The following is a 26,923-nucleotide window of genomic DNA, read 5'->3' as shown; positions in this document are numbered from 1 at the left end:
GGTGTCCGAGGTGAGCGCGCGTACCACTCCGCCCGCGGCTAGGCTTGAAGCCGGGCCCAGCCGCTCCAAGGCGTTGCGCAGGGCGGCCGCCAGCTCGTCGCTGCGGGCCTTCTCCGCCTCAAGTTGGCGCTGCAGCCCAGCGTGCCGCTCCTGCAACTCTCCGAGTTCCATAGCGAGGTTGCCGGCTCGCGCGTTGACATCCGGCGCCGCCAGGGCGTTGCCCAACGCGGCGGCACGGCCGCGGTAACTGGCGGCCAATGCCGGCACAAGGTGCAGGCTCGCCGCGCATGCCACAGCCTGTTCCCGGGCGTTCGTGGCAGCGGCAATCATCGTGTCGCGCTGTTCGTCGAAGAGCATGACGGTGGTGACGTTCATCAGCGTCCTTGATTGCTTGCTGGGGCGGCGGCCGTGGCCTGGTCTGAAAGGGGCACGCGTCTTCAAAGGCAAGCGCAAAGCCGTTGGGCCGCAGGATGCTGGCCACGCTACCGCCTCTGCGATTCCTGGCAAGGCTGCAGGGCTGTCTGTGCTGCGGAATCCACACCGGCAGATGGCATAGGGGCTGGTGCCGCCACCGTGGCCTCCATCAGTTCCGCCCAGAAGCGGTGCCAGTCCGTTCGCAAATCGCGCCGAGTCACGGACCGCCCCGATTCGCGCTCAATGTTCACGGCGAGATCAGGAGCGCAGGGCCTTAGGCCGTACATGACGTTTTTGAGGTGTCCAAGACAGGGTTGTTGTACTTCTCGGGAAAAATGGTGTGCTTCAGCACCCAAAAGCCATATTAATCAATAGCTTGCGAGCCACACCAGGACGGCGAGGCACTGGCATCTCCAAGTGCTTGTCTACAAAGGAGAAATCTGACCGTAGCGCACCAATTTCTCCGAAAAGTACAACAACCCCGTCTCCCAGTGCGCGGCCTCAGACAAAAGGGCGTGCGGTGCACGCCATTTTTCTTTTGGGTTTCTCAAAATGCCCCTTGATGACGGGGCGGAGAGCACTTCCCCATATTTCCCCCACCTGCCACCTGCGCGCAGGTGGTATGCATCCCAGATTCGCGTGATTCAGTCATTTTCGTAATAACCTGTTCCACACAAGACAGCACAGTGATTTCAATACAAGCGAAAAGCCAGAATTTTGATCACATGCGGCATTCAAGGCTGGCGCTCGTGGCGAATCGAGACCATCGCCGCAAAAACTCCAATATTACCTAACGGCAACCTGGCGCTAATCAGAGGGAGAACCCATGTCCACGCCAAGAAAAAAAGCATAGCACCCAATAAACAAACCAATAAGCCAGTTCAGCTTGAACCCAAGCGGCGGGCAGCCTTTCTTTCGAAAGTCCGCCCCGCCGCCACGTCCGTGCGCAAGACCATTTGAAAACCGTACGGTGCCTCGTGGGAAGGCCCGCCATTCACCTGTCATCCTGTTTTGGGGAGGATATTCTCATGGCTCTGAACACCACTTCGTTTTCCAATACGCCGCAGGCCAAGGACGACGCCTTCGCCTATACCGAAGACCAGCTCCTGGCGTCGGGCCAAATGCGTGGCGATACGACTATCAGCCTGGACGTGATGGCCAACGACTTGGGCGGGCAGGCCAAAACGCTTTTTTCCATAGACGACGGCAGCGGCAATCTCCTGAACGATTTATTGGCCAGCAATATCACCACCGGCTGGGAAACCACCGCTAACGGCAATGAAATGCGCATTTGCAATGGCAAGGTGGAAATCAACCTCAAACATGCTTTGGATTCGAAAGGTACCGACTCCATCAATGGCCTCAAGAGCGGCGAAACGGTCACCGACTCCTTCGTCTACTCCATCCGCCTGGCCAACGGTACGCTGAGCTGGGCCAAGGTCAGCGTGAACGTCACCGGCAGCAACGACGGCCCCGAGCGATCCGCCACGGTAGCCCAGGCGATCATGGTCCAAGGCACCGAAGACACCGGCTACACCATCAAGGCCGCCGACCTGCTGCAAGGCTTCACTGACGCGGACCACGACACCCTCTCTGTCGCCAACCTCACCGCGGCCCACGGCACGCTCACCAACAACGGCAACGGCACGTGGACTTTCACGCCGTATGCCAACTACAACGGCCCCGTCAGCCTGAGCTATGACGTCGTGGACGGTCACGGTGGCAGCATCGCCGCCACCCAGAGCTTCAACGTCGCCGCCATCAACGACGCGCCCACCGGCAGCGCCTCCGCCACGCTGGCCGCCGGCACCGAGGACACCGGCTACACCATCAAGGCCGCCGACCTCCTCCAAGGCTTCAGCGACGTCGACGGCGACGACCTTTCCATCGCCAACCTCACCGCCACCAATGGCACGCTGACCGACAACGGCGACGGCACCTGGTCCTTTGCCCCTAGCGCCAACTTCAACGGCACGGTCGCCCTGGCCTATGACGTCGTGGATGGCCACGGCGGCACCGTCGCCGCCACCCAAAGCCTCAACGTCGCCGCCGTCAACGACGCGCCCACCGGCAGCGCCGCCGCCGCGTTGGCCGCTGGCACCGAGGACACCGGCTACACCATCAAGGCCGCCGACCTCCTCCAAGGCTTCAGCGACGTGGACGGCGACACGCTTTCCGTCGCCAACCTTACCGCCACCAACGGCACGCTGACCGACAACGGCGACGGCACCTGGTCCTTTGCCCCCAGCGCCAACTTCAACGGCACGGTCGCCTTGGCCTATGACGTCGTGGATGGCCACGGCGGCACCGTCGGGGCCACCCAAAGTTTCAGCCTTGCCGCCGTCAACGACGCGCCCACCGGCAGCGCCTCCGCCGTGCTGGCCGCCGGCACCGAAGACACCGGCTACACCATCAAGGCCGCCGACCTCCTCCAAGGCTTCAGCGACGTGGATGGCGACACACTCGCCGTCGCCAACCTCACCGCCAGCAACGGCACGTTGACCGACAACGGCGACGGCACTTGGTCCTTCGCCCCCAGCGCCAACTTCAACGGCACGGTCGCCCTGGCCTATGACGTCGCCGACAGCCACGGCGGCACCGTCGCAGCCACCCAGAGCTTCAACGTCGCCGCCGTCAACGACGCACCCACTGGCAGCGCCTCCGCCGCGCTGGCCGCCGGTACCGAGGACAACGGCTACACCATCAAGGCCGCCGACCTCCTCCAAGGCTTCAGCGACGTCGATGGCGACGACCTTTCCGTCGCCAACCTCACCGCCACCAATGGCACGCTGGCCGACAACGGCGACGGCACCTGGTCTTTTGCCCCCAGCGCCAACTTCAACGGCACGGTCGCCCTGGCCTATGACGTCGTGGATGGCCACGGCGGCACCGTCGCCGCCACCCAAAGCCTCAACGTCGCCGCCGTCAACGACGCGCCCACCGGCAGCGCCTCCGCCGTGCTGGCCGCCGGTACCGAGGACAACGCCTACACCATCACCGCCACGAGCCTGCTCCAAGGCTTCACCGACGTGGACGGCGACACGCTCGCCGTCGCCAACCTCACTGCCACCAACGGCACGCTGGCCAACAACGGCAACGGCAGCTGGACTTTCTCGCCTGCGGCCAATTACAACGGCACCGTCCAGTTGAGCTACAGCGTCACGGACGGCCACGGCGGCAGCGCCGCCGCCACTCAAAGTTTCAGCCTTGCCGCCGTCAACGACGCGCCCACCGGCAGCGCCTCCGCCGCGCTGGCCGCCGGTACCGAGGACAACGCCTACACCATCAGCGCCACGAGCCTGCTCCAAGGCTTCAGCGACGTGGACGGCGACACGCTCGCCGTCGCCAACCTCACCGCCACCAACGGCACGCTGGCCAACAACGGCGACGGCAGCTGGACTTTCTCGCCTGCGGCCAATTACAACGGCACCGTCCAGTTGAGCTACAGCGTCACGGACGGCCACGGCGGCAGCGCCGCCGCCGCCCAAAGCTTCAACATCGCCGCCGTCAACGATGCGCCGGACATCCGCCTCACCGGCCTGGACAGCGCGAGCAAAACGCTCAAGGAAACCGACGCCGGGCTCAGCACCAGCGGCACCCTGAGCATCAACGACGTGGACACCGCCGACACCGTCGCCTCTACCGTCACCGGCGTCACCACCTCCGGAACCACGGCCGGGCTGGGCCAGAACACCAACCAGCTGCTGAGCATGTTCAGCGTGTCCCCGGGCAGCGGCCTGGCCGCTGATAGCACCAACACCAGCAACCTCGCGTGGACCTTCAACTCCGGCTCTCAGGCATTCAACTACCTCGCCGCCGGCCAGTCGCTCACGCTCACCTACACCATCAACGCCAACGACGGCCACGGCGGCAGCGACACGCAGCAGGTGGCCATCACCATCAACGGCACCACGGAAACACCCGCGGTCTACACCGGCACCGGCGACAGCTCCGACACCGTTACGGGCAGCGCCGGCACCAACGTCTACGTGGGCACCGCCGGCAACGACACCATCAACGTCAACGGCAACAGCAACAGCAACGACACCATATACGGTTACGCCGGCAACGACAATCTCGACGGCGGCGCGGGCGCGGACGTCATCTACGGCGGCCCCGGCAACGACATCCTCGCCGGCGGCAACGGTATCGACCGGCTCTTCGGCGGCTCCGGCAACGACACCATCACCGGCGACGGGCAGGACGACTCCATCGTCGGCGGCTTCGGCGCGGACCTCCTCACCGGCGGCAACGGCCTGGACAAGTTCGTCTACCTCGACACGCGCGACACCGGCGACACGATCACGGACTTCAAGTCCGGCGAGGGCGACGTGATCGACTTCTCCGCCATCGACGCCATCCCCCAGGGCAGCCTGGGCAACGACGCCTTCGCCTGGGGCGGCAACACCGAAACCCTGCTGGCCCATGGCGTAACCTGGTTCCAGGACAGCGCCGCCAACCGGACCGTGGTGCAGCTCGACACCGACGGCGACGTGAACACCGCCGAGCTGCAACTGCAGCTCACGGGCCAGATCACGTTGAACAAGGTGGACTTCGTGCTTTGACGCCATGCGGCGGGCGGCGGCGCCTGCCCGCCGCCCAGGCGCATCAGCGCGAGTCCTTGAAGATGCCCACGGCCTCGGCTAGGCGCGCGGCCTGCACGTTGAGCGCGCCCGCGGCGGCCGTGCTCTGCTCCACCAGGGCGGCGTTTTGCTGCGTGGCGCCGTCGAGCTGCGAGATGGCCACGTGCACCTGCTACACGCCGCAGCCCTGCTGCTCGGAGGCATCGGTGATGTCCGACACGAGCTGCGACACCTGGCGCACCTGCTAAACGATGCGCTCAATGGTCTGGCCGGCCTGGCGGGCGCTGCGGCCGCACAGGTCCATGTCGCGGGTGGATTCCTCGATGAGCGTCTTGACCTCGCGCGCCGTTTCCACCGCGGCGTTCAGGGCCAGGATGTTGGTCTAGAAGGCGATGCTGTCTATGAGCCCGGCGATGTCGGCGATGCGCGTGCCGAGGCGCTGTATGCCGTCCATCTGCGCCACCAGGCGCTGTATGGCCTGGCCGCCCTCGGTGGCAGCCTCGGTCGCGCCTTCGGCATGCTTGCGCACTTCCACGGACGTGCTGGCGTTGTTCTGCACGGTTTGGGCGATCTGCTCCATGGCCGCGGCCGTCTGCTGCAGATGGAGGCAGCCTGCTTGGTGCGGCCGCTCAAGTCCTGGCTGCCGCTGGCGATCTGCCCGGTGGCCGAGGCCATGGCGTGCACCTGCACGGCCACGTCGTCCACCAGCGCGCCCAGGTTGAGCACGGCCTGGTTGACCGCGCGCATGAGCAGGCCGATCTCGTCCACCCGGTCCATGGCCGGGCCAGGCAAGGTTTCGCCGGTGGGCACCTCGTTGGCGTGGGCCAGCACCGCGTCCACCGGCGCGGCCACCTGGTGTTGTGGCCCACGGTTACTGGGAGTGGAAAGAAAGTGGGGAAGTCTGGCCACCGACAGAGTAGGCTGCGGTGCCCAACATCTCGACGCCGGAAGCCGCCATGGAACTCCAATGGACGGTATTGGTGCAGCAGCAAGGAGGCACAGCTTGCGAGCCTGTGGTCGTCGGCACCTTCAGGCGCCGCGTCGATGGTGCTACAAAAGACTGACCGCGCACTCCGCGTTGGTATGTACGCATGGCCGTCTACCTCTGCGCGGCGTCAATGAACAACTTGGAGGTTGGTAAACCATGGACCGGTTTGCACACGGAACTTTATGAAACTGGCCGTTTGTGTTCACTTTCACGGGGATGGGGTCGTTGCTGCTGGCGTTGCCTTCGATGAATGGGATGCGCCCGAAGCTTCCCGGACTTTCACGTCCCGCGTCGCCCATATAGATAAACCATTGCGTGCAGAACTGGATCTTCGCGCGTTGCCGTGTTTGATGCTGCTGCTGCAGGAGCATGCGCTGCGACCCGACGTCATCCTGATGGACGCACCGGTCCACCTCGACGCGTCAGAAACACCGGGGCTGGGTCTCAAGCTGTATGAGGCTCTTGGTGGTCGGCTCGCCATCATCGGCGTCTCGACGAGGTCGATGCCCGGGATGCCGGCGCAGTTCGAGGTGTTCCGGGAAGAAGAGGCGAGGCCGGTCATCGTGACCAGCGTCGGCGTCGATATCGGCGCTGCCAAGACCAGGGTTCGCGCCATGCATGGCAAGCGACGCATCCCGACATTGCTGAAACTGGCGGCGCGAATCGCGCGTGAGAGTTCGCCATAGGCTATTGATCTGTGTCGACGGCGCGCTGCGATCTGAGGGGAGCCAGCACGAAGGGCGTGGACGCTGCTTACCGGGTGCCGACGAGTTGCAAAGGCTGAGCGCCTGCTGCGCGGATCGGTGCCGCGCGCGGAACATTGGCCTCGCCGAACTCGTTGGGAGGATGGCGCTCATGCAAAGACCCAGTCCTGTGGGGATGATGCTTCAGTTCGCGCTCGGTCCTGCTCCAGCGCGGCCCCGGTTATCCAGTGACCCGGCATCCCAGGCCAGTGAAGGCGCGCCTGCGATGCCTTGCCACAGATGCTGGCGCTGGCCGCCGCTGCGAGAGTGTGGTGAGAGGCCGGGCGGCCCGAAGGTTGGTCGCAGGAACAGCACCTGGCCGATCCGGCCGCAGGCTGCAGTGGTTCGGTGAAGGAGCGGGTGCTAGCCGAGGCCGTTGCATGCTGCATACGGCAGGGCGGTTGATCGCGCTGCCTGCCGTGCACGGCTTGGTGAGCCTAGACGCCGGGACAGCGGGTTCTCACGAAACCCGGCACCGGCGCGCTGCGGGCCGGCCACGCATGGAGCGCCAGGGCCATGGCGACCAAGCCCGCGCCCATGAGCTCGCTGGCTTGAGGCGGTGCCCCGAGCGCGGCACGCACGGCGATCACGGACACGGGCACGACGTTGAGAAACAGCGTGCCGACAGAGGCGCCGAGGCGGCGCACGCCCAGATTGAACGCGAGTGCCGCGGCCACCGTGGGCACGATGGCGACGTATAGCAGTTGCGGCGCGAGTTCCCTCAACACCTCTGTGGAAGGTAGCGCAACCAGCCCGCACACCGTGGCCAGCACCGCGCCTGCCGCAAGCCATGGCAGCGCTGCAGCGGCCGTGAGCGCGGTGTACTCGAGGGGGCTGTGGTCAGGCAACGAGGCGGCGCCACGGGTGTAGAAGACCCAGCCCAACGTGCCGGCCAGCGTGATCAGGTCTCCCAGTTGCGAGGTGGCGGTAGCGCTGGTGCTCCCGGCCAGCAGCTGTGCCACCGTCGCCACGCCGGCCAGCGCCAGCGCCGCGCTGAACACAGCCCGTGGGGAGGGACGGATGCCATCGAGTAGCCAACGCAGGCTCAGCGTCGTGAAGGGCATGGTGGCCATCAGCACGGACCCGTGCGAAGGTGCCGACAGCCGCAGGCCCACGAACACCAGGATGCTGAAGGCGCCGTAACCGGCCAGGCCCAGCAGCGTCAGACGCGCCAGGTTCGACCGCAGCTTGGCCCAGGGCGACTGGCCGAAGCACTGCACCAGGGCCAACAGCAGCGCCGTGGCCAGGGCGTAGCGCACGACGGTGAACCAGACCGGGTCGAGCACGCCGATGACGTGCTTGCCAACGAGAAAGAGGCTGCCCCAGGCAGTGGTGGCAAACACCAGCACACCAGCGCCAGGCAGGCCAGCGGGGCGGGAAGAGGAACCATGGCGCACATCCATTGCGAGTGGAAAGTGCTCCACAGTCTCCGCACGCTGCCGGGCACGGTCCATTCGTTTCGGCAGAGCGTTGCGTTTGGAAAATCAACACGCACGCTGGCTGGTCGCGCTGCCGACAATGGCGCCATGGAGCTCTACCAACTCAAGACCTTCGTAGCTGTGGCTACTGAGGGCAACCTCACGCGGGCGGCGCAAGTGGTCTTCACGAGCCCGCCGGCGGTGAGTGCGCAGCTCAAGTCGCTGGAGGACGAACTGGGCGTGCGGCTCTTTGACCGCGTGCCGCGCGGGATGACACTCACGGCTGCTGGCAAGCGGCTGCTGGCAAGCGGCTGCTGGTCGAGGCGCGGCGCACGATTGCCGCGGCCCAGGCAATGCAGGCGGCTGCGGCGCAGATCCGCGGGTGAGCCCGGGGCACGGTGCGCATGGGCACGGTCAGCGATCCGGTGTCGCTGCGGCTGGGCGACGTGTTCGTGCGCCTGGCCGAGCAGCACCCGCAGGTGGCGCTGCAACTGCACCAGGCGGTGTCGATGCGTACGCTGCAGGCCGTGCGCCGCGGCGAACTGGATTGCGCCTACGCGCTGTGCGACCAGGCCAAGCTTGACCTTGCCCTCGAAAACGTAGTTCTTGCGTGATGGTCCAATCAAAGCAAGGAGCTACTGGATGAGAGAAAAGCAGACGCGCGCCAGGTACACACTGGAGTTCAAGCTGGAGGCCGTCAGGCTGGTCAATGACGGGCAGTCGGTGGGCGTGACGGCGAAGGTTTTGGGGGTACCCAAGGCGACGCTGAGCAAGTGAGTGCGTGAGGCCGCCAGGGGGACGCTGCAAGGCGCTGGGGACAAGGTTGTGACACCCGAGCAGATGGAGATTGCCCGGCTGCGCGCCGAACTCGCGCGCGTGAAGATGGAGCGCGACATCCTGGAAAACCGCCCACACGGTATGCCGTGCCCCTGCTGAGCAGAAACACCGGCCTACACTGCGGCGCGCGTCAACGCGGGAGTGAAGTACGCCTGGATCGAGCGTCAGGGCCAGCAATGGCCGCTGTCGCTGGCCTGCGAGGTGCTGCGCGTGAGCGTCAGCGGGTACTTGGAGCATCGGCGCCGGCGCGACGCGCGCAAGCCCAGCCGGCCGGGGTTGGGCAGGCTCAGCGATGAGGTGTTGCTGGTGCACATGCGCGCCATCCATGCCGAGGTCCGCCAGGAGTACGGCTGGCCGCGGATGTGGAAAGAATTGCTGGTGCGCGGGCACCGCGTGGGCAAGGAACGCGTGCGCCGCCTCATGAGCCAGCACGGCATCAGGGCACGCGGCAAGCGCAAGTACGTCGCCACCACCGACAGCCGGCACAACCTGCCGGTGGCGCCGGACCTGCTACAGCGCGACTTCAACCCTGCAGCTCCCAACCAGGTTTGGAGCAGCGACATCACCTGCATCCCGACGGACGAGGGATGGCTGTACCTGGCCGCCGTGCTGGATCTGCACAGCCGCCAAGTGGTTGGTTGGAGCATGAAGCCGCACATGCAGACCAGTCTTGTGACGGCTGCACTGCGTATGGCGTGGTTCCGACGCCAGCCCGAGGTCGGACTGGTGTTCCACTCCGACAGGGGCAGCCAGTACTGCAGCCACGAGTTCCAACGGGTCCTGCGAGGCTACGGCATGCGCTCGTCCATGAGCCGCAAGGGAAACTGTTGGGACAATGCCCCGACGGAAAGCTTGTGGGGGCACCTCAAGGTCGGCAGACTGCACGGGCGCAAGTTCGCGACGCTGCGCCAGGCAATGGACGAAGTCGTTGCCTGGATGACTTTCTACAACTATCGCCGGCTGCATTCCTCGCTGGGCTATCTGAGCCCTATGCAGTACGAGCAACGCTGGCATGCGGCACAGCACAAGAGCGCCGCATAGAACGAGGGCTAAGAACTACGGGAAACAGGGGCAAGGTCGGCATGCGTCCTGGGCATTGCGGCTGACGGATGTTCGCGGCTTTGCGCGCCATATCGCAAGCATCGATCCGAGGACGGAAGTACCCCCGTTCGGCATCCTGCCGAGCCCGAAATTGGCCGCCGGTAGCCGAAGCGGGGCTTCTGTATCGACACCAGCGAAGCGGGCGAGTCATAGGTCTGGCCTCCTGTGGCCGAATTTGGCCGTTCGCGGCCTACGCGTGTCATGCCGCAACGCCCGCTACGGCGCCATGGGCGTATATGGACAGAAATGGCCAGCAATGGCCGCATCCACGTAGGTGCGTCATTGCAATCCCGTCCTACAGCAGTGCGCTGGCCTGAAAAGGCCATTGATGGCCAAGTTTGGCCACATCCCGAGCGTCCAAGCAGCCCCTGGCGATAGCGTCAAGGCGAGCATTGTGAGCGGCCAACATCGGCCACATTCTGCCAGGGATGCTCATGCAACTTGTATCTCGCGTGCAGTCTTGACAGCAGTTGTGCATCGCATCTATCGTGCGCGCACGTTCTTCGCGTGTCCGAGCTGACGGACTGATATCAGCAAAAGCGGCTCAGCCGCTACATGTAGATACTGCGCACCGGCGCAGCCGGCCGAGCGCAAGGCTCGGCCGCTGGGGCGAGAGCCCGACTTCGGAGCGCCCGCGGGGGCTCTGACACCTCCAGTTCAACCTGGTGCGTCGCAACGCCAACAGGCGCATTCAGCGCTTTCTCGGTCGCTCACAGCGGCCGCGCCGGTAGACAACTTGCCGCGAGACGCTCTTTGCATCCCCAGGATTCAGTGATCAAAACGACACAGAGTCAGGGGAAAAGCAAGCAGCGTCAAGCACATAGGTTCGGTTTCAGCATTAGCGCCCAACTTTCAGGCAAGAACTGACGGCCGAAATTTCGCGCGTGTACTCCACAGGCGGCAGCCACCGCACCCGCATGACGGGGCGGCAGGAGAAGGGCGGGTTGGCACCCGTCTGCACGACGCATCACACACGGAGACGCCGCCGGGGACGCACGAGCTGGAACAGCTTGTTGCGATGGCATAGGCACACGAGCCGACGACGCCTTGACCCTTGCCGCTAGATCTCTGCCCCTCCCAACATGGCCGCCCCTGACTCGGCCATGTTTCGCGCAAGCGAGCAGCTACACGCTGCGGGCTCACGTTTTGTAAGAACACCTTCGGCCACGCCCGCGCGAGCGCATCGCGCAATCCGTGCCAGCCTCCACGACCCTGGGCTGGCACGGCGCAACTACAGGGTCGCTTGTGGAACGTGAAACGCGAAGGACGTGGGAGCGAAGTTGATGACGCAAAAGGTTCGCGAGGAAAAGGGCGCTGGTGGGCGCGAAATGGACGACGCCACGGCGCAGCGGTTCCGTCGCGACATTCACGCGGGTATTGCCGGGCATAACGCGCGGCTGGAATTAGGCTGGCGTGCGTCCAAGGCCACGGTGGACAGGCGCACTGATCTCGTGTTGTCTGTGTTTCGCGATCTCTGGCGCATGGGGTATTCGGTTGGCAAGGTTGCGAACCTGCGCCGGGAGCATTGCGAGCGGGTGTTGCAGGTCTGGAAAGCGCGGGGGATTGCGCGAGCCACCGCAGCGCGTGTGGCCATGTACTGCTGATGGGCGTCGAGCAGACTGGCAGTGCGAGTACGCTGCGCCCGCTCGGAGAACGCATCGGCGTGCACGAAGCTCCGCACGGTGCGACGGTCGAGGTTCATCGCCAAGCCAATCGCTCTGATCGATTCACGGGTTTTATGGCGGCGCACCGCCTCTTCGTAACGGGCCGGCCGGCATTCCGGGCGTGCTCTGCTCTGGCGCTGCCCAGCCTTGAGCGGTGGTTCGGTCGGACCGACGGCGGCGGGCTCGGTGGGCGCCTCGGCCAGGATGGCCTCAAGCTGCAGCGTCTCACTCGCTTGCCGGGCTGCTTCCTTCAGCTTGCCCGGGCAGCGCAGCAGCAGCCGCTCAAAGGCGTCGCGCAGGTTGGCCAGTAGGTGCCGACGGTCGGCCACCTGCTGGGCGTCGGGGGGCGGTACGCGCTGCATCGGCGTAAGCACTGGCTCGGTCACGGGCAATAACCTCCACAGCAGGTTGTTCCTTCAACCAGGCCACGACGGTGGCGGCGTCGCGCTCGGCCAGCAGCTCGATTAGACGGCGCTTCTCCAGGTCGACGACGATCGTGCCGTAGCGGTGCCCACGCGCCGGTGCCCAGTCATCAATGCCAATGACGACGGGGATCGTCGCCGGTGGCGGACATCCAGCGCGGCGCAGGTCACGCAGCACCGCCGGGCCGCTGATGCGCATGCCCAGACGTGCCGCCAGCCGGGCGGCCGCCTCGCCGCCGAGGGCGTAGCCCAGTGAGCGGACTGCCTCAACCAACCGCTGCGTGCGTCGCTGGCCGGCCGCCACCAGCGTCTCGATCCGCTCGGTGAAGGTCCGCCGTGTGCAGCCGGGGTTGACGCACTTGAACCGCCGCACCTCGACTGCGAGCGTCACGGCCTGACCGAAGGATGGGCAGTCGGCGGCCCATCGCCGGTAGCGGCCGTGCAGACGAGAACTGCTGCAGATGCAGCGGGGGCAGACTGCCGACTGAACGAGGCTGCCAGCGTCCACCACCAGGCGGCTACCGCTGTCGTCCCAGGAACTGACGTGCTTGCCGACAGCCTCCAGCAACGAGGACAGCCCGGGGATGACGACCATGGTGTGCTTGCGTTCTCAAGCCCAAAGGGCTCAATCATGTGGACCACCCGACCCCCGTCACAGAGATTGAGAAAGAGCCACGTTTCGGTCGACCTCAACACACAAGATGGCAAGCGTGCGCGAGTACGTCGCTTCGGCTCAAGGCAAGCTGACTCTGCACGTGTTGCCGAGCTACGCACCCGATCTCAATCCCGACGAACTGGTCTGGAGCCATGTCAAACGCACCGGTGTCGCACGCAACCGCTGCGAGCCGGTGAGAAGCTGGAGATTCGCATCGACGAGCGATTGCGCGAGATGCAGAAGAATCGCCGCCTCATCCGGTCGTTTTCCGTGCGCCGGATGTCTCCTATGTTTTCGACTCCTGAGAAAATGGACGGAGCCACGGTGCAGCGGTTCCGTCGCGATATTCACGGCAGTATTTCGGGACATAACGCGCGGCAGGAGATAGGACTGCGTGCGTCTAAAGCTGCGGTGGACAGGCAGACCGATCTTGTGCTGTCGGTGTCCGAGCGTCAGTCGAGATGACGAGCGGTCAGTTTTGTTGACGCATACCGGCGACTACCGGGTCAGCTGAACTTCACGCCATGAGCGAAAAACACAAGAAACAGACTCAATTGAGTGCGTCTGATGCAAGAAACTCAAGGTTATTGTCAGCAGCGTCGCTGAGTATTTGAGTGGCATCAACGGGAAAGTTGGTGCGGGACAGGAGATTTGTAGTTGGCCCCCATCAATTCCCGCGTGCTCGATCCGCACACGCTGTTGTTTTCGCTGGCGGTTGTCGGTTTCCTAATGGCCGTGTTGTTCGTGAGCTTCGCGCGCGCCATGCCGGGACAGCGGGCCGCTCTCGTGGCCTGGAGCAAGGCGATGGGGTCGCTTGGCGCGGCGTTCACGCTGTACTTCTTTCGCGGACAAGCCCCTCTTTTGTTCACTTTCGTGCTGGCCAACGCGCTGGTTTTTGGCCTGCCTCATTGGGGGCATGAAGCTCACGCCCGCTTGTTAGGTAAGGACCCGCGCCGCGGCTGGACCCTGGGTCTGTGGGCTTTTGGAATGAGCGGTGTGCTGCTCTCGTTCCACATGGGCTCGCCGCAGCCGGTTGCATTCTTCACCATCTCCCTGGCCTTCTCAGCCATGCTCGGCATGACGGCTTGGCTGCTGCTGCAGAGCGTGAGAAAGCGGCGCTCCAATGCCATGTTGACCGCGATGGTGACCTATGGACTACTGTCCGCTGCCTTTGCCGCGCGGGCGGTACTGGGCTTCGTGGCCGGTGTCGAGCAATTTCTGGCACCGACCGTCTCTCTGGCGCAGCTATTCGCACTGGTGCCGGGAGCGGTGCTGGCAGTGGTGTGCTCGGTGTGTTTCCTGGCCATGATCCATGCGCACCACATGGCCGAGAACATCGACACGCTGACCGGGCAGTTGTACGCCCAGCAGGACCTCGTGGCGCAGCGCTCGGCCGAGCTGTCCGTGGCCAACGCGGCGCTGGTCCGGCGGGCCCGCATCATTGCCGATCTCTACGACAAGGCGCCCTGCGGCTACGTTTCGCTGGCCGCGGACGGTGCGGTTCTGGAAGCCAACCGGACCTTGCTGGACATGCTGGACCTGGACCGCCAGGGCTTTGTCGGGCACGACTTCCGCATGTTTCTTTGCGAGGCCAGCCGTCAGTCATTTGACGATTGCCTCGCCGCGGTCATGCAAAAGGGCAGGGCCACGGACCGGGAACTTGACCTGTTGCTTGAAGACGGCAGCACCGCTCCCATGCTGCTGAGCATGGTCGCTGCACCTGGCGTAGAGGCGGCCACGGCATCCATACGTGCCACCCTGGTGGACAACAGCGAACGCAAGGCGCGCGAGCTGCAGACGGCGCAGATGCAGCAAGAGCTGCGCCAGCGGGCAGAAGAGGCCGAGGCCGCCACGCGGGCCAAGAGCGCCTTCCTGGCCAACATGAGCCACGAAATCAGGACACCGCTGAACGCCGTTATCGGCTTGAGCCAGTTGCTGCTCATGCGCGACCTCGACAAGGACGTGCGGCAGTTCATTGGCCATATCCGCGATGCCGGCGAGCAGCTGCTGGCGCTGGTGGACGATGTGCTGGATCTTTCGCGCATCGAGGCTGGCAAGCTGGAGCTACAAGCCGTTGAGTTCGATCCCGTGCAGCAGCTGTCCACTGTGCTTGCGATGGTCAGGCCGCAGGCCGACGTCAAGGGCTTGGCCTTGCGGGCTGACATTGAAATCCCAACATCCATGCAACTGATGGGCGATCCACTGCGATGGCGGCAAATTTTGTTGAACCTGCTGTCCAACGCCGTGAAGTTCACCGAAGCCGGCAGCGTGGCATTGCGCGCACGCGTGCAGGCTCAAGAGGCGGACGAGCTCTGGCTGGCCATCGAAGTGGTGGACACGGGCATAGGCATTGCGCCGGGACAGCAACAGCGGATCTTTGAGAAGTTCACGCAGGCCGATGATTCGACCACGCGGCGCTTTGGTGGCACCGGCCTGGGCTTGTCCATCGTCAGGCGCCTGGTGCAGTTAATGAACGGGACGTTGTCCATGGAGAGCCAGCCGGAGCAGGGGACCACCTTCACTGTAGCGTTGCCGTTTCGCAAGGCGTGACCGGTTCCGCGTTGCTGTAGATCGCGACGTTGTCGCCCAACGATTCGAGCCCGAGCCCGAGCCCGATCGGATCCAGGTGCATCTCCTGGTGGCTGAGCTTCTGTTCGGTGACCAGCTTCACCGCCTCCGCACGGAACTCCGCCGTGTAGCTTTGATTCTTCTTCATCCTGTTGCCCGTCTGCTCTGTGTTCGGGGCGGGTATCCACGGAAGTCAAGGTACCTACTGCCTACTGCTCGATGTTCTTGATTGCCACGAAGCACATTGATGGTCGGCTCGCTGCTCGCGTGCCAAGCTCATGCCTTGTTCGCCGTCCGTGGCCTGCAGCACATCGAAGCCCGCCTTGTAGAGGATCAGCTGCGCCAGCTTGAAGTGTTGGGGATTCGCCGCGCAGCACCTTGCTCAAGACCGTGGCGGTGGTGCGTCTCATGGGAGCGGATCGGCCTCTCAAGTTCGTTGATGCCGGCTCAATAACATATTTGCAAGTCTCCAGCAGCTCGACGATTCAGGCAATGCGTTGGCCGATGCCTTGTGTTGTTTCCACGTCGCTTCGCACGATTCCAGGGCGGCGCTGGACCTGACTGCTGCGGTTCGACAAACGGGAGCCGGCGGCCGGTGGGCATGATGGAGACATTGCGTCCTGCGCTGTCCCGCCTCGATGTCCGAACAGAAATCCACCGCACCGGCACTGCCGGCCTACTTGCTCGAAACCTACTCGTGGGCTTACCTGGACGAGCGCTCGGTCCCGTGGCTGGACCGGCCCTGGATCGTCGATGCCATCCTGTGGGGCAACGCCGCGCGGCTGATGGATGCGGCGGTGCAGGAATTTGCGCCCGGCACACAGGTGCTGCAGGCGGCGGCCGTCTATGGCGACTTCTCGCCGCGGCTGGCCCGACGCATCGGCCCGCTCGGGGCGCTGACGGTGGTGGACGTCGCACCCATCCAGGTTGCGCGCACCAACGGCAAGCTTGCGCAACATCCCAACGCCCGCGCATTCGTCGGCGACCTCGCGGAGCCCTTTGCGCAGGCCTTTGACGCGGTGTGCTGCTTCTTCCTGCTCCACGAGGTGCCACCCGCGGTGCGCGCTCGCATCGTCGACAACCTGCTCGGGGCGGTGAAGCCGGGCGGGAAGATCGTGTTCGTCGACTACCACCGCCCGCGCCGCGGCCATCCGCTGGGCCCGCTCATGCGCCTGGTCTGGCGGCGCCTGGAGCCCTATGCCCCCAGCCTGCTGGAGGCGCGCATCGCCGCCATGGCAGCGCAGGGCGCCGGCTTTTCATGGCGCGAGGACACCTACTTTGGCGGCCTGTACCAGAAGGTCGTCGGCACGCGCGCCACGGTTTAGCGGCCCGCCCAGACGCCAAGGTTGCCTGGGGCTCATGCGCTGGAAGGAAGAAAGCCCGGACCAGGCCGGGCTTTCCTGCGAATGAGCGATGCCGCTCAACGTTTGCTCAGCGCCCGCTCAGCGCGCTGTCGCCGTTGCCGCCGCGCAGGTCGAAACGGTCCAGGTTCATCACCTTGTCCCACGCGGCCACGAAGTCGCTGACGAACTGCGCCTCGCCGTCGGCCGCCGCATACACCTCCGCCAGCGCGCGCAACTGCGCGTTGGAGCCGAAGACCAGGTCCGCCATGGTGGCCGTCCAGCGCCTCTGGCCCGTCTTGCGGTCGCTGCCCTCGAACACGTTGGGCTCGGCGTCCGACTTCTTCCACGCCGTGCGCATGTCCAGCAGGTTGCGGAAGAAATCAGGCGTGAGCACGCCGGGGCGCTGCGTGAACACGCCGTGCGGCGTGTGGCCGGTGTTGGCGTCCAGCGCGCGCAGCCCGCCCACGAGCACCGTCATCTCCGGCGCCGTGAGCATCAGCAGGTTGGCCTTGTCTATGAGCGCGTTGGCCACGTGCGCCTCGTTGCCGGTGCGCGCGTAGTTGCGAAAGCCATCGGCACCGGGCTCCAGCACCTCGAAGGAGCTGACGTCGGTCTGCTCCAGCGAGGCATCCATGCGGCCGGGCGTGAAGGGCACCTCGACGTCGTGGCCGGCTTCCCGCGCGGCGGCTTCCACCGCGGCGCAGCCGCCCAGCACGATGAGGTCGGCCAGCGACACCTTCTTGCCCCCGGCCTGCGCACCGTTGAATGCCTGCTGGATCGATTCCAGTGTGGAAAGCACCTGCGCCAGCTCCGCCGGCTCGTTGGCCTCCCAATCCCTTTGCGGTGCCAGGCGCAGCCGCGCGCCGTTGGCGCCGCCGCGCAGGTCGCTGCCGCGGAAGGTCGAGGCCGAGGCCCACGCCGCCTTCACCAGTTGCCGCCTGCTCGGCCCCGCGTCCAGCAGCCGCGCCTTGAGCGCGCGAACGTCGGCCGCGTCCACGAGCGGGTGGTCCACCGGCGCAATCGGGTCCTGCCACAGCAGGTCTTCCTGCGGCACCAGCGGGCCGAGGTAGCGCACCTTGGGTCCCATGTCGCGGTGCGTGAGCTTGAACCAGGCGCGGGCGAAGGCGTCGGCGAACTCCTGCGGGTTGGCCATGAAATGGCGGCTGATCTTCTCGTAGGCCGGGTCCACGCGCAGCGCCATGTCGGCGGTGCTCATCATGGGCTGGTGCAGCTTGCCGGGAATGTGCGCGTCCGGCACGTTGCGGCCGGCGTCGCCCGTGGGCTTCCACTGGTGCGCGCCGGCCGGGCTCTGGGTGAGCTCCCACTCGAAGCCGAACAGCGTCTCGAAGTAGCTCATGTCCCAGGTGGTGGGCGTGGGCGTCCAGGCGCCTTCGAGGCCGCTGGTGATGGCATGCGCTCCCACGCCGGACTCGTAGGCGCTCTTCCAACCCAGGCCCAGCTCCTCGATGTTGGCGCCCTCGGGGTCGGCGCCCACGTGGCTCGCGGGGCCCGCGCCGTGGCACTTGCCGAAGGTGTGGCCGCCGGCCACCAGGGCGACGGTTTCGTAGTCATCCATCGCCATGCGGCCGAAGGTGTCGCGGATGTCGCGTGCCGAGGCCGCCGGGTCCGGCTTGCCGTTGGGCCCTTCGGGGTTCACGTAGATCAGGCCCATCTGCACCGCCGCCAGCGGGCGCGCGAGCTCGCGATCGCCGCTGTAGCGCTCGTCGCCCAGCCAGGTCGATTCGGGCCCCCAGTCGATGGGCTGCGGCTCCCAGATGTCCTCGCGCCCGCCGCCGAAGCCGAAGGTCTTGAAGCCCATGGATTCCAGCGCAACGTTGCCCGCCAGGATCATCAAATCGGCCCACGACAGCTTCTTGCCGTACTTCTGCTTGATGGGCCACAGCAGCCGGCGCGCCTTGTCCAGGTTGCCGTTGTCGGGCCAACTGTTGAGCGGCGCAAAGCGCTGCTCGCCGGAGCGCGCGCCGCCGCGGCCGTCGAAGATGCGGTAGGTGCCGGCCGAGTGCCAGGCCATGCGGATGAACAGCGGGCCATAGTGGCCATAGTCCGCGGGCCACCAGTCCTGCGAGTCCGTCATCAGCGCGTGCAGGTCGGCGATGACGGCGTCAAGATCGAGGCTGAAGAATTCCTGCTTGTAGTCGAAGTCCTCCACCATCGGGTCGGACAGCGCCGAGTGCTGGTGCAACAACTCCAGCGGCAAGCGGTCGGGCCACCACTGCGCGTTGCTGCGCCTTTGCCGGGGCTTGGCGTCATGCGCGACGGGGCATTGCGACAGGTCGTTCATGCGTCGGTTCTCCTTGAGGCCATGTTCAGGGACGCGGCGCGGCCTGGCGTCCCATGGCTTGTTGATGGGAGAGCCAGCATAGAAGTGGCGCCGCTCCCGGTGAAGCTCGCCGTTTTTATCGCGGCGATAGGGGGCGCCGATGAAGGGCCGCGGCGGCGCGGTGGCATTCAGCGCTCCCGTCTCGGCACAACGCCGCTCAGGGCCGCCGCCTCATGTCGCGGCCCGGAAGCGCCAGGGATGGTCCTGCTCCTGCGCGTCGCGGCGCCGAAAATCCCGCGGCGCCACGCCCACCGTGCGCTTGAAGACCTTGGAGAAGCTGAATGCGTCCTGGTAGCCCACGGCCAGCGCGATGTGCTCCAGGTGCTGCTCGGTCTCGGTGAGCAGCCGCATGGCCTGCTGCATGCGCAGCGTGCGCAGGTAGTTCAGCGGCGTGTCGCCCATGGCGTCGCGAAAGCGCTCGGCCAGCGTGGTGCGCGACACCCCGCAGCGCTGCGCCAGGGCCTGCAGCGTCCACGGCTGCGCGCTGTCGGCGTGCAGCAGCGCCAGCGCCCGGCCCACGTGCGGGTCGTGCACGGCCTGGCTCCAGCCGGTTTCAGCTGCGCCGCGCTCCTGCACCATGCGGCGCAGCGCGTAGGTGAACACCACGTCCAGCAGCGCGTGCACCACCGTGTCGGCGCCCAAGCCGCGCTTTTGCAACTCCTCTTCAAGCAGGCCCAGGCCCAGCGACAAGGCGTCAAAGCGCTGCGACGCCTCGCCGCGCAACACGAACCACGCCGGCATCTGCGCAAAGAACGGGTGCACAGGCGGGTTCCAGAGCTGCCAGGCGCCGCTGATCACGGTGGTGGCGCCGGGCGAGGGCGGCGCCGACATGGGCGCCGCCACGCCGCCGTCCATGTCCTCGGCATTGCATTCGATGGGTTCCACCGAGGCCGCATCCAGCATGGGCAGCGTGGAGACGATGTGCGTGCAGCCGCGCGCCATCACGGCGATGTCGCCGGCCTGCAGCGCCAGCGGCTCGTCCAGCGCCGGCGCGTGCACGTACACCTGCCCCTGCCGCACCACGTGCAGGCCGATGCTGCGGTCACAGGGAAAACGCAGCGCCGTGGCGGGCGACAGCCGCCGCAGGTTCAACAGCCGCCGCCGCAGCCCGGCTTGGCGCAGGAGATCGGAAAGCAGGTCCATCGCGGTCAACGGATTTGAGTGAGGATTCGGCAAAGTGTACGCATGGACATGCAAAACGTATTTTTGGCCATTCAGCGTTCAATGCTGTGCCGCTATCGTGAACGCACCATCAACGCAAACGGAGTGTTTCCATGTCCCGCATCCTCATCGTCGGCGCCAGCGGCACCGTGGGCGGCGAGCTCAAGCGGCTGCTGCAGGCCCGCGGCCACGAAGTCCTGGCGGCCACCAGCCGCACGCCGACGGCGCCGGACCAGGTGCAGCTCAACGTGGCCACGCGCAGTGGCCTGGAAGCCGCCTTCGAGCGCGCCGACCGCGCCTTCCTCCTGGCGCCGCCCGGCTTCGCCCGCCAGGACGAAGTGCTGGTCCCGTTGATAGAGGCGGCCCAGGCGCGCGGCCTGGAGAAGGTGGTCTTGATGACGGCCCTGGGCGCCAACGCCGACGAGGCCACGCCGATGCGCCGCGCCGAGCGCCGGCTGCAGGCGGTCGGGCTGCCGTGGAACGTGATACGGCCCAACTGGTTCATGCAGAACTTCAGCAGCTTCTGGCTGCACGGCATCGTGGAGCAGGGTCGCATCGCGCTGCCGGTGGGCCAGGCCAAGGGCAGCTTCATAGACGCACGCGACATCGCCGCCGTGGCGGCCGAGCTGCTGCAGCGCAGCGACTTCGACGGGCAGGAGCTGGACCTCACCGGCCCCGAGGCGCTGGACCACGACGAGGTCGCCGCCATCCTCTCGCGCGAGACCGGCCGCGCCATCCGCTTCGAGGACATCGCCCCGCAACAGATGCTGGACAGCCTGCTGGCCGCGGGCCTGCCGCGCGACTACGCCGAGTTCATGGTGCTCATCCTGGGCTACTTCAAGGCCGGCTACGCCGCGCGCACCACCACGGCGGTGGCCGACGTGCTGGGCCGTCCCGCCGGGCGCTTCGAACAGTACGCGAGCGACTACCGCGCGGCCTGGCTGGGCTGAAGCCGCAGATCCACGCCGCGGCAGCCGCCCCCGCGCAGCCGGCCGGCGCCTGGCGTCCCAACCCTTGGAACTTTGAGGCTGCACCGCGCCGTCATGCCGGCCGATGCGGCCTCAACAGCCTGGGGCAGGCGGCTATGATGCGCGCCCTGGTCATCGAGCCGAACGCGCTGCCCGCAGCGCCCCTGCCTCGCGGCTCTGTCCATGACCATCAACGCCGGCACCCACCGCCGGCCCACGCGCCTGTGGCGAAATTGGTAGACGCGCTGTCTTGAGGGGGCAGTGGGGAAACCCGTGCCGGTTCGAGTCCGGCCAGGCGCACCAGCATCTTTGAAAGCCGACCCGGGCTTGCGCGCGACGCGGGGTCCGGTCGGCTTTTCAAGCTTCAAGCCCGACGGGCACCGTTGGCCGCGCTGGCCCTTGCCTCAGACGGGGGTTGCGCCCAGGCGTTTGCGGGATTGCACTGCGCCTGCGTACCCGATGGGCGGCGGCCAAGCCTGGGCCGCCACGCCGCGCCGGGACGCCTCGCAAAGGAGTCCTGCCATGTCTCGCAAGCTTTGGTGTCTGCGCATGACGGTGGTGCGCGCTGGCCTGGCCATCACGCTGATGAAGCTGGGCGCCGCGGCGGCGCAAGCGGTGGTGCCCATCAGCGGCCTGAGCCCCAACCCCGACGGCGGCAACCCCAACGACGCCGCCGCCGTCACCCGCTGCAATGGCGCGCCGCAGACCGGCGTGCTCTACCGCAACAGCGAGTCCGAGCCGCACCTGGCCGTCAATCCCCTGGACCGCAACAACCTCATCGCCGGCTGGCACCAGGACCGCTGGAGCACGGGCGGCGCGCAAAGCCTGGGCGCCGCCTACAGCAGGGACGGCGGCCAGAGCTGGACGCGCGTGGTCATTCCCTTCACCCGCTGCGCCGGCGCGCAACCGGGCAGCAGCGGCGACTACGAGCGTGCCTCCGATCCCTGGATCAGCTTCGGCCCAACCGGCACGGCCTACTTCATGGCCTTGTCCATAGACCGCTCGTCCAACGAAAACGCCATGCTCGTGTCCCGCTCCACCGACCAGGGCGCGAGCTGGTCGCCGCCCACCGTCATCGTGCGCCAGCCGGCGCAGGACGCCGTGCAGGCCTCGGTGTCGCACGACAAGAACAGCCTGCTGGCCGATCCCTACGACGCGCGCCGGGTCTACGCGGCGTGGACGGTGTTCCGCACCGGCGTGACCTCGCTGGTCTTCTCCCGCTCCACGGACGGCGGCCGAACCTGGTCGCCTCCCGCGCCCATCGCCACCATGGGCTCGGTGGCGCGCTCCGCCCTGGCGGTGTTCCGCCAGGGCGCGCAGATGGCCGTGCTGCCTGACGGCACGCTGGTGAGCGCCTTCTTTCGCATCGTCACGGAGCAGCGCAGCGGCGCCACGGCCTACGAGCAGGTGCTGTTGCGCTCGGTGGACCAGGGCCGGCACTGGTCGCGCAGGGACATCCCCGTGTCCGTCTTCGGCAACGTGACGGCGCGGGACGTGGAGCTGGGCATCCCCGTGCGCGACGCCGAAGGCCTGCCCAGCCTGGCCGTCAACCGCCGCACCGGCGCGCTGTACATGGCCTGGCAGGACAGCCGCTTCAACAGCCTGGGGCTGGCGGGCATCGCCATCGCCCGCTCCGTCGACGGGGGCCTGACCTGGTCCGGGCCCGTGCGCGCCAACCCGGGCGCCGACAACCGCGTGCAGGCCTTCCTGCCCACGGTGGCGGTCAACGACGACGGCACCGTGGGCGTGCTGTTCTACGACTTCAGGAACGACGTGGCCGGCGACGCGCCGCTGAGCACGGACGTGCACCTGTCGCTGTTCGATGCCGGCCTCAACTACCTGGACGAAAAGCGGCTCACGCCCAGCTCCTTCGACCTGCGCCAGATGGTGCTCACCGGCGCACGCGGCTTCTTCCCCGGCGACTACATGGGGCTGTCCAGCGCGGGCGCGGACTTCGTGGCCGCCTTCACCCGCAGCAACGACCTGGGGCTGCCCGTGCTGTTCCCTCAGGACAACAGCGGCGTGTCCGTGGACGCCCACGACAGGCAGAGCATCATGTTCGTCCGCCAGGCGCCCTGAAGCCCTGAGAGAACCAGGGCGCCCGGGCCCGGCGCGCCGCGGCCGCCGGGCTCACCAGTTCGGCACGTCGTCCGCGCGCTGGCGCTCCGCCGCCTTGGCGCGCTGGCTTTCAGCGCGCAGGAAGGTCACGATCTGCCAGATCTCGGTCTCGCTCAGCGAGCCGCCAAAGCCGCCCATCTGCGTGTTTGGGCGGCCGTTGGCGATGGTCTGGAACATGAAGGCGTCGCTGTTGGCGCCGCCCGGGCCCCAGGCGCCGCGTATGAGCTGCGGCCCCTTGCCGCCCTTGCCGCGCGAGTTGTGGCATTGCTGGCAGTTGCGTCCAAACAAGTCCTCTCCAGACCGTGCCGCCTGCGCGTCGCCGGCCAAGGGGTTGGTGCGTTCCTGCGCCCCTCCCGCCAGGGGGAGGGCACACAGCAGCAGGGCAAGCAGGGGCGGGCTCAGCCGCCGGCAGGCAGGTTTCATGGTGCGTCTCATGAGGGTGTTCAATGCGTGGCGGCCGTCGGCAGGCCGTGGCGTTGCGCCAGGCGGGCCAGCGTGCCGTCGGCATCGAGCTCGGCCAGGGCGGTATCGAGGGCGTTGCCCAACGCGGTGTCGGCCGCCGGGCTCACCAGCGTCAGCGGCGTGCGCAGCGCCGCGTCGCTTGGGCCCTGGCCGTCGCTGGCCGGGCGCGGCTGTGCGTCGGCCAGCGCCGCGGACCACACCAGCGCCGCCGGCACGTCGCCGCGCGCCAGCGCCTGGAGCAGCGCGGCGTTGTTGGGGTAGGGCGAGCGCGGCAGCCCCTGCACGTGCAGGTACAGGTCCGCCGGCGTCGCCGTCACGGCGCCTAGGGACCTGGCCTTGCGCGCCGCCGCGTCGCTCGGCGCGGGCTGGCCCGGCGGCGCGGCCCACACGTAGCTCAGCACCGCGTAGGGCCGGCTTGGCCGCCAGCGCGGGGCCGGCGGGTCGCCGCCGGCGGGCACGCTGAAGAAGACGTTGCAGCGGCCCTGGTCGAAGTTCTCCCGCAGGGCCTTGGGCAGCCCGCCGCGGCGCGGCACGTCCACCCATGCCAGCTGCAGCGGCCGGCCCAGCTTGTCCGCCAGCGCGCGCGCCAGATCGACGTCCAGGCCGCGATCAGGCGTGGCGGCCGAGGAAAACGGCGGGTGGTCGCTGTCCAGGCAGGCGGCCAGGGGCGGCGGCTCGGCCGCCGCTGCCGCCGGGCCGCCGCCCGCCGCCACCGCGAGAAGGACCGTGGATACGAAGCGGGCATGCATGGCCTCACTCCTGCAGGCCGAACACCATCATCCCGCCGCCGCGGTTTTGCCGCTTGAACAGCTCGTCGTACACCAGCGGCCAGATGCTGCCGCCGCCGGGGCCGTAGACGATGGCCACGTACTGCTTGCCGTCCGCGGTGAAGGTGGTCGGGTTGCCGTGGATGCCGGTGCCGACGTTGAAGCGCCACAGCGTCTCGCCGGTGTCGTCCCGCATCGCGGAGAAGAAGCCCTCGGCATCGCCGGAGAAGACCAGCCGCCCGGCCGTGGTCAGCAGTCCGCTGGTGGCCGGCGTGCTTTGCGGCCGGGTCCAGGCCAGCTCGCCGGTGGTGGCGTCAAACGCCTTCACGCCGCCGGTGTAGGGGTTGGCCTTCAGCACCTTGGACGACAGGAACCACTCGCCGCGCTTCCACTCCTGCTTCTTGGCCTGCAGGTCCATGGAGCTGTCTATGAACGGCACGTAGACGTAGCGGGTGAGCGGGCTGTAGGCCGCGGGGTGCCATTCCTTGCCGCCGTCCAGCACCGGCGCGACGTCGGTGACCACGCGGTCGTAGCGCGGCACCTTCTCGGGGTTGACGATGGGACGGCAGTTGTCGGCGAAGCCCGTGACCCAGTTGACGCGCGCAATGGGCACGACCCACTGGCACTTGCCGTTGGTGCGGTCTATCGAATACAGGTGGCCGTTGCGGTCGGCATGCAGCCAGACCTTGCGCCCCTTCTGGTCGTCCACCAGGATGACCTCGTTGTTGCCGTCGTAGTCCCAGGCGTCGTTGGGCGTGTACTGGAAGTGGAAGCGGAGCTTGCCGGTATCGGCATCCAGCGCCAGCGTGGAGTTGCTGTAGAGGTTGTCGCCCTTGCGCACGCTGGGGTCGAAGTCCGGCGTCGGGTTGCCCGCGCCCCACAGGATCAGGTTGGACTTCGCGTCGTAGGTGCCGGTCAGCCAGGCCGAGACGCCGCCGCTTTGCCAGGAGTCGTTGGCCCAGGTCTTGGCCGCCGGGTCGGCCGCGCTGGTGGGCCGCGTGAAGGTCTGCCAGACGACCTTGCCGCTGTCGGGATCGAGCGCCGTGATCTTGCCGACGTTGCCGCCCACGTCGCCGCCGGAGTTGCCCACGACGATGAGCCCCTTGGCCACCAGCGGCATCGAGGTGTAGATGTCGCCGCTCTTGTAGTCGCCCAGCTTGGCTTCCCACTCGACCGTGCCGTTGGTCGCGTTGAGCGCCACCACATGGGTGTCCAGCGTGGCCATGTAGACCTTGTCCTTGAAGACGGCCACACCGCGGTTGACGGCTTCGCAGCACAGCCGCGGGCCCAGGTCGCCGGGCAGCGAGCGCTCGTATTTCCAGATCATGCGGCCGGAGGCGCCGTCCAGCGCGAACACCTTGTTCTGGCTGGCCGTGACGTAGACGCGGCCGTTGACCACCGTGGTCTGGCTGTCCTGCGCGTCGTTGACGCCGAAGGACAGGTTCCACTTGGGCACCAGCTTGCGCACGTTGTCCGCGTTGATCTGCGTGAGCTGGCTGAAGCGCGTGTTCTGGTAGTCCTTGCCATAGTGCAGCCAGTTGTTGGCGTCCTTGTCGGCGTGGCGCAGCATGTCGTCGCTCACGTAGTTCGGACGCCACTTGAAGCCGGCTTCGAGCACGTCCACGCCCAGCGGCGGTTCGGCCGCTTCCTGGGCATGGCCGGTGAGCAGCGATGCGGCCACGCAGGTGAAGGCCAGGGCTTGCCGCAGTGCGGCGCGAAGGGTTGCAGTGTCCATGGGCTCTCCCGGTAGGGTCAGAAGCTGCGGTGGATGGCGACGTTCGCAACCGTCGCGGGGCTGCCATAGGGCACCGCCGCAAGCGGTGCAAGCCTCATCTTCGTCATGGTTGTCTCCTCAATCATCTTGATGTGCCGCCTCCACGCGGGCGGAAGGCGAGGCGGCTTGGCAGCTTCCGTGCCAGTGGCTGCTCCACTCGTGGCGTGGGTTGCAAACGGGGGCGTGCGCTGCGACACCTGTCGCAGCGAGCGACACGCGGCAGGTGACACCTGTCGAGCCACGCGACGCGGCCGGGCCGCCGCCGCCGGGCTCCGCCAGAATCCGCCCCCATGCCCGCCCCGCGCCTGTCTTTCCTGCGCCCGAGGCCGCCGGTGCGGCTGCCGCGCTGGCTGCCGATGGGCTTGCCGCTGTGGCTGGCACTGCTGCTGGCCGGCGGCGCCGCGCTGGTGCGCTGGGACATCGCCGCGCGCCGCGCCGAGTTCCAGGACGGCGCCCGCATCGCCCACCAGCTGCTGAGCCAACGCGCGGCGCAGCACGACGCCATCCTCGCCACGCTGGCGGCGTTGCCGCCGGCCTCCGGCGCCTCCGTCGCGGCGCCGGACGCACTGGCCCAGCGCCTGCCGCAGCTCTATCCC

At 67.0% G+C, this 26,923-nt stretch carries 20 protein-coding genes, 1 tRNA gene and 4 pseudogenes; 14 read left to right on the top strand and 11 right to left on the bottom strand.

Annotated elements, in window-relative coordinates; all coding sequences use genetic code 11:
• Positions 1 to 375, bottom strand: a 375-nt coding sequence (locus SM757_RS30545; RefSeq protein WP_322468233.1) for a hypothetical protein, incomplete at its 3' end; no start/stop codon positions are given.
• A 1,067-nt stretch (positions 376 to 1,442) separates the two neighbouring features.
• Here SM757_RS30545 and SM757_RS30540 point away from each other — a divergent pair.
• Positions 1,443 to 4,979 carry a cadherin-like domain-containing protein gene (locus SM757_RS30540; protein WP_322468232.1) on the top strand — a complete coding sequence of 1,179 codons (3,537 nt, stop codon included), beginning with the start codon at positions 1,443 to 1,445 and terminating at the stop codon, positions 4,977 to 4,979.
• Positions 4,980 to 5,022: 43 nt separating this feature from the next.
• Here the strand turns inward: SM757_RS30540 and SM757_RS30535 are convergent, their stop codons facing one another.
• Both SM757_RS30535 and SM757_RS30530 read right to left on the bottom strand, forming a co-directional pair.
• Positions 5,023 to 5,160 carry a hypothetical protein gene (locus tag SM757_RS30535; RefSeq protein WP_322468231.1) on the bottom strand — a complete coding sequence of 46 codons (138 nt, stop codon included), beginning with the start codon at positions 5,158 to 5,160 and terminating at the stop codon, positions 5,023 to 5,025.
• Positions 5,161 to 5,379: 219 nt separating this feature from the next.
• Positions 5,380 to 5,577 carry a hypothetical protein gene (locus tag SM757_RS30530; RefSeq protein ID WP_322468230.1) on the bottom strand — a complete coding sequence of 66 codons (198 nt, stop codon included), beginning with the start codon at positions 5,575 to 5,577 and terminating at the stop codon, positions 5,380 to 5,382.
• A 590-nt stretch (positions 5,578 to 6,167) separates the two neighbouring features.
• Between SM757_RS30530 and SM757_RS30525 the strand changes: the two genes are divergently transcribed.
• The gene (locus tag SM757_RS30525) at positions 6,168 to 6,671 is read left to right on the top strand and encodes an endonuclease V (RefSeq protein WP_322468229.1); all 504 of its coding nucleotides are present in this window, start codon (positions 6,168 to 6,170) and stop codon (positions 6,669 to 6,671) included.
• A gap of 494 nt (positions 6,672 to 7,165) precedes the next feature.
• On the opposite strand, the gene SM757_RS30520 is transcribed toward SM757_RS30525, so the two are convergent.
• Complete coding sequence (locus SM757_RS30520; RefSeq protein ID WP_322468228.1) at positions 7,166 to 8,131, bottom strand: DMT family transporter; 966 nt, start codon at positions 8,129 to 8,131, stop codon at positions 7,166 to 7,168.
• On the opposite strand from SM757_RS30520, the pseudogene SM757_RS30515 reads away from it, so the two are divergent.
• The 5 genes and pseudogenes from SM757_RS30515 to SM757_RS30495 form a co-directional block, all read left to right on the top strand.
• Positions 8,117 to 8,380: pseudogene (locus SM757_RS30515) on the top strand (LysR family transcriptional regulator); the annotation flags it as partial. The gene SM757_RS30520 and the pseudogene SM757_RS30515 sit on opposite strands and share 15 nt — an antisense overlap.
• Positions 8,381 to 8,550: 170 nt before the next feature.
• Positions 8,551 to 8,760 carry a LysR substrate-binding domain-containing protein gene (locus tag SM757_RS30510; RefSeq protein ID WP_322468227.1) on the top strand — a complete coding sequence of 70 codons (210 nt, stop codon included), beginning with the start codon at positions 8,551 to 8,553 and terminating at the stop codon, positions 8,758 to 8,760.
• 28 nt (positions 8,761 to 8,788) lie between these two features.
• A pseudogene (locus SM757_RS30505) lies at positions 8,789 to 10,024 on the top strand (IS3 family transposase).
• Between the two features lie 1,343 nt (positions 10,025 to 11,367).
• On the top strand, positions 11,368 to 11,688 hold the full coding sequence (locus SM757_RS30500) for a hypothetical protein (protein WP_322468226.1): 321 nt from the start codon (positions 11,368 to 11,370) through the stop codon (positions 11,686 to 11,688).
• On the top strand, positions 11,688 to 12,059 hold the full coding sequence (locus tag SM757_RS30495) for a hypothetical protein (protein WP_322468225.1): 372 nt from the start codon (positions 11,688 to 11,690) through the stop codon (positions 12,057 to 12,059). Before SM757_RS30500 ends, SM757_RS30495 begins: the two co-directional genes overlap by 1 nt.
• Here the strand turns inward: SM757_RS30495 and SM757_RS30490 are convergent.
• Positions 12,031 to 12,765 carry an ISL3 family transposase gene (locus tag SM757_RS30490; protein WP_322468224.1) on the bottom strand — a complete coding sequence of 245 codons (735 nt, stop codon included), beginning with the start codon at positions 12,763 to 12,765 and terminating at the stop codon, positions 12,031 to 12,033. The two genes, SM757_RS30495 and SM757_RS30490, sit on opposite strands and share 29 nt — an antisense overlap.
• A 100-nt stretch (positions 12,766 to 12,865) precedes the next feature.
• On the opposite strand from SM757_RS30490, the pseudogene SM757_RS30485 reads away from it, so the two are divergent.
• Together SM757_RS30485 and SM757_RS30480 are read left to right on the top strand one after the other, a co-directional pair.
• A pseudogene (locus SM757_RS30485) lies at positions 12,866 to 13,130 on the top strand (transposase); the annotation flags it as partial.
• Between the two features lie 352 nt (positions 13,131 to 13,482).
• Positions 13,483 to 15,375, top strand: a complete 1,893-nt coding sequence (locus SM757_RS30480) for a sensor histidine kinase (RefSeq protein WP_322468223.1) — start codon at positions 13,483 to 13,485, stop codon at positions 15,373 to 15,375.
• Here SM757_RS30480 and SM757_RS30475 read toward each other — a convergent pair.
• Positions 15,344 to 15,541, bottom strand: a complete 198-nt coding sequence (locus SM757_RS30475; protein ID WP_322468222.1) for a hypothetical protein — start codon at positions 15,539 to 15,541, stop codon at positions 15,344 to 15,346. The genes SM757_RS30480 and SM757_RS30475 overlap by 32 nt on opposite strands.
• Positions 15,542 to 16,031: 490 nt before the next feature.
• Here SM757_RS30475 and rquA point away from each other — a divergent pair, with 490 nt between their 5' ends.
• Positions 16,032 to 16,718: a rhodoquinone biosynthesis methyltransferase RquA gene (gene rquA / locus SM757_RS30470; protein ID WP_322468221.1), complete on the top strand. Its 687-nt coding sequence runs from the start codon at positions 16,032 to 16,034 to the stop codon at positions 16,716 to 16,718.
• A gap of 106 nt (positions 16,719 to 16,824) precedes the next feature.
• Here rquA and katG read toward each other — a convergent pair whose 3' ends face one another.
• Both katG and SM757_RS30460 read right to left on the bottom strand, forming a co-directional pair.
• The gene (katG, locus tag SM757_RS30465) at positions 16,825 to 19,038 is read right to left on the bottom strand and encodes a catalase/peroxidase HPI (protein ID WP_322468220.1); all 2,214 of its coding nucleotides are present in this window, start codon (positions 19,036 to 19,038) and stop codon (positions 16,825 to 16,827) included.
• Positions 19,039 to 19,248: 210 nt separating this feature from the next.
• Positions 19,249 to 20,220: an AraC family transcriptional regulator gene (locus SM757_RS30460; protein WP_322468219.1), complete on the bottom strand. Its 972-nt coding sequence runs from the start codon at positions 20,218 to 20,220 to the stop codon at positions 19,249 to 19,251.
• A 131-nt stretch (positions 20,221 to 20,351) separates the two neighbouring features.
• Between SM757_RS30460 and SM757_RS30455 the strand changes: the two genes are divergently transcribed.
• The 3 genes from SM757_RS30455 (at position 20,352) to SM757_RS30445 (ending at position 23,285) form a co-directional block, all read left to right on the top strand.
• Entirely contained in the window at positions 20,352 to 21,188 is an 837-nt protein-coding gene (locus SM757_RS30455) for an NmrA family NAD(P)-binding protein (protein ID WP_322468218.1), read from the top strand.
• Positions 21,189 to 21,424: 236 nt separating this feature from the next.
• Positions 21,425 to 21,509, top strand: a tRNA-Leu gene (locus tag SM757_RS30450).
• A 219-nt stretch (positions 21,510 to 21,728) separates the two neighbouring features.
• Positions 21,729 to 23,285: a sialidase family protein gene (locus SM757_RS30445; protein WP_322468217.1), complete on the top strand. Its 1,557-nt coding sequence runs from the start codon at positions 21,729 to 21,731 to the stop codon at positions 23,283 to 23,285.
• Positions 23,286 to 23,336: 51 nt separating this feature from the next.
• On the opposite strand, the gene SM757_RS30440 is transcribed toward SM757_RS30445, so the two are convergent.
• From SM757_RS30440 to SM757_RS30430, 3 genes are read right to left on the bottom strand one after another with little or no spacing between them, the layout of a single operon-like run.
• The gene (locus SM757_RS30440; RefSeq protein ID WP_322468216.1) at positions 23,337 to 23,747 is read right to left on the bottom strand and encodes a c-type cytochrome; all 411 of its coding nucleotides are present in this window, start codon (positions 23,745 to 23,747) and stop codon (positions 23,337 to 23,339) included.
• A 20-nt stretch (positions 23,748 to 23,767) separates the two neighbouring features.
• Positions 23,768 to 24,535 carry a substrate-binding periplasmic protein gene (locus SM757_RS30435; protein WP_322468215.1) on the bottom strand — a complete coding sequence of 256 codons (768 nt, stop codon included), beginning with the start codon at positions 24,533 to 24,535 and terminating at the stop codon, positions 23,768 to 23,770.
• Between the two features lie 4 nt (positions 24,536 to 24,539).
• Positions 24,540 to 26,288, bottom strand: coding sequence for a PQQ-dependent dehydrogenase, methanol/ethanol family (locus tag SM757_RS30430; protein ID WP_322468214.1), 1,749 nt, complete (start codon positions 26,286 to 26,288; stop codon positions 24,540 to 24,542).
• Positions 26,289 to 26,617: 329 nt separating this feature from the next.
• Between SM757_RS30430 and SM757_RS30425 the strand changes: the two are divergent.
• Positions 26,618 to 26,923 (top strand): annotated as a pseudogene (locus SM757_RS30425) (hypothetical protein); the annotation flags it as partial.

The sequence above is a fragment of the Azohydromonas lata genome (assembly GCF_034427735.1).
Classification (GTDB): Bacteria; Pseudomonadota; Gammaproteobacteria; order Burkholderiales; family Burkholderiaceae_C; genus Azohydromonas; species Azohydromonas lata.
The sequence above is the reverse complement of the archived record's forward strand: the minus strand, read 5'-3'. Positions and strand labels throughout refer to the sequence as shown.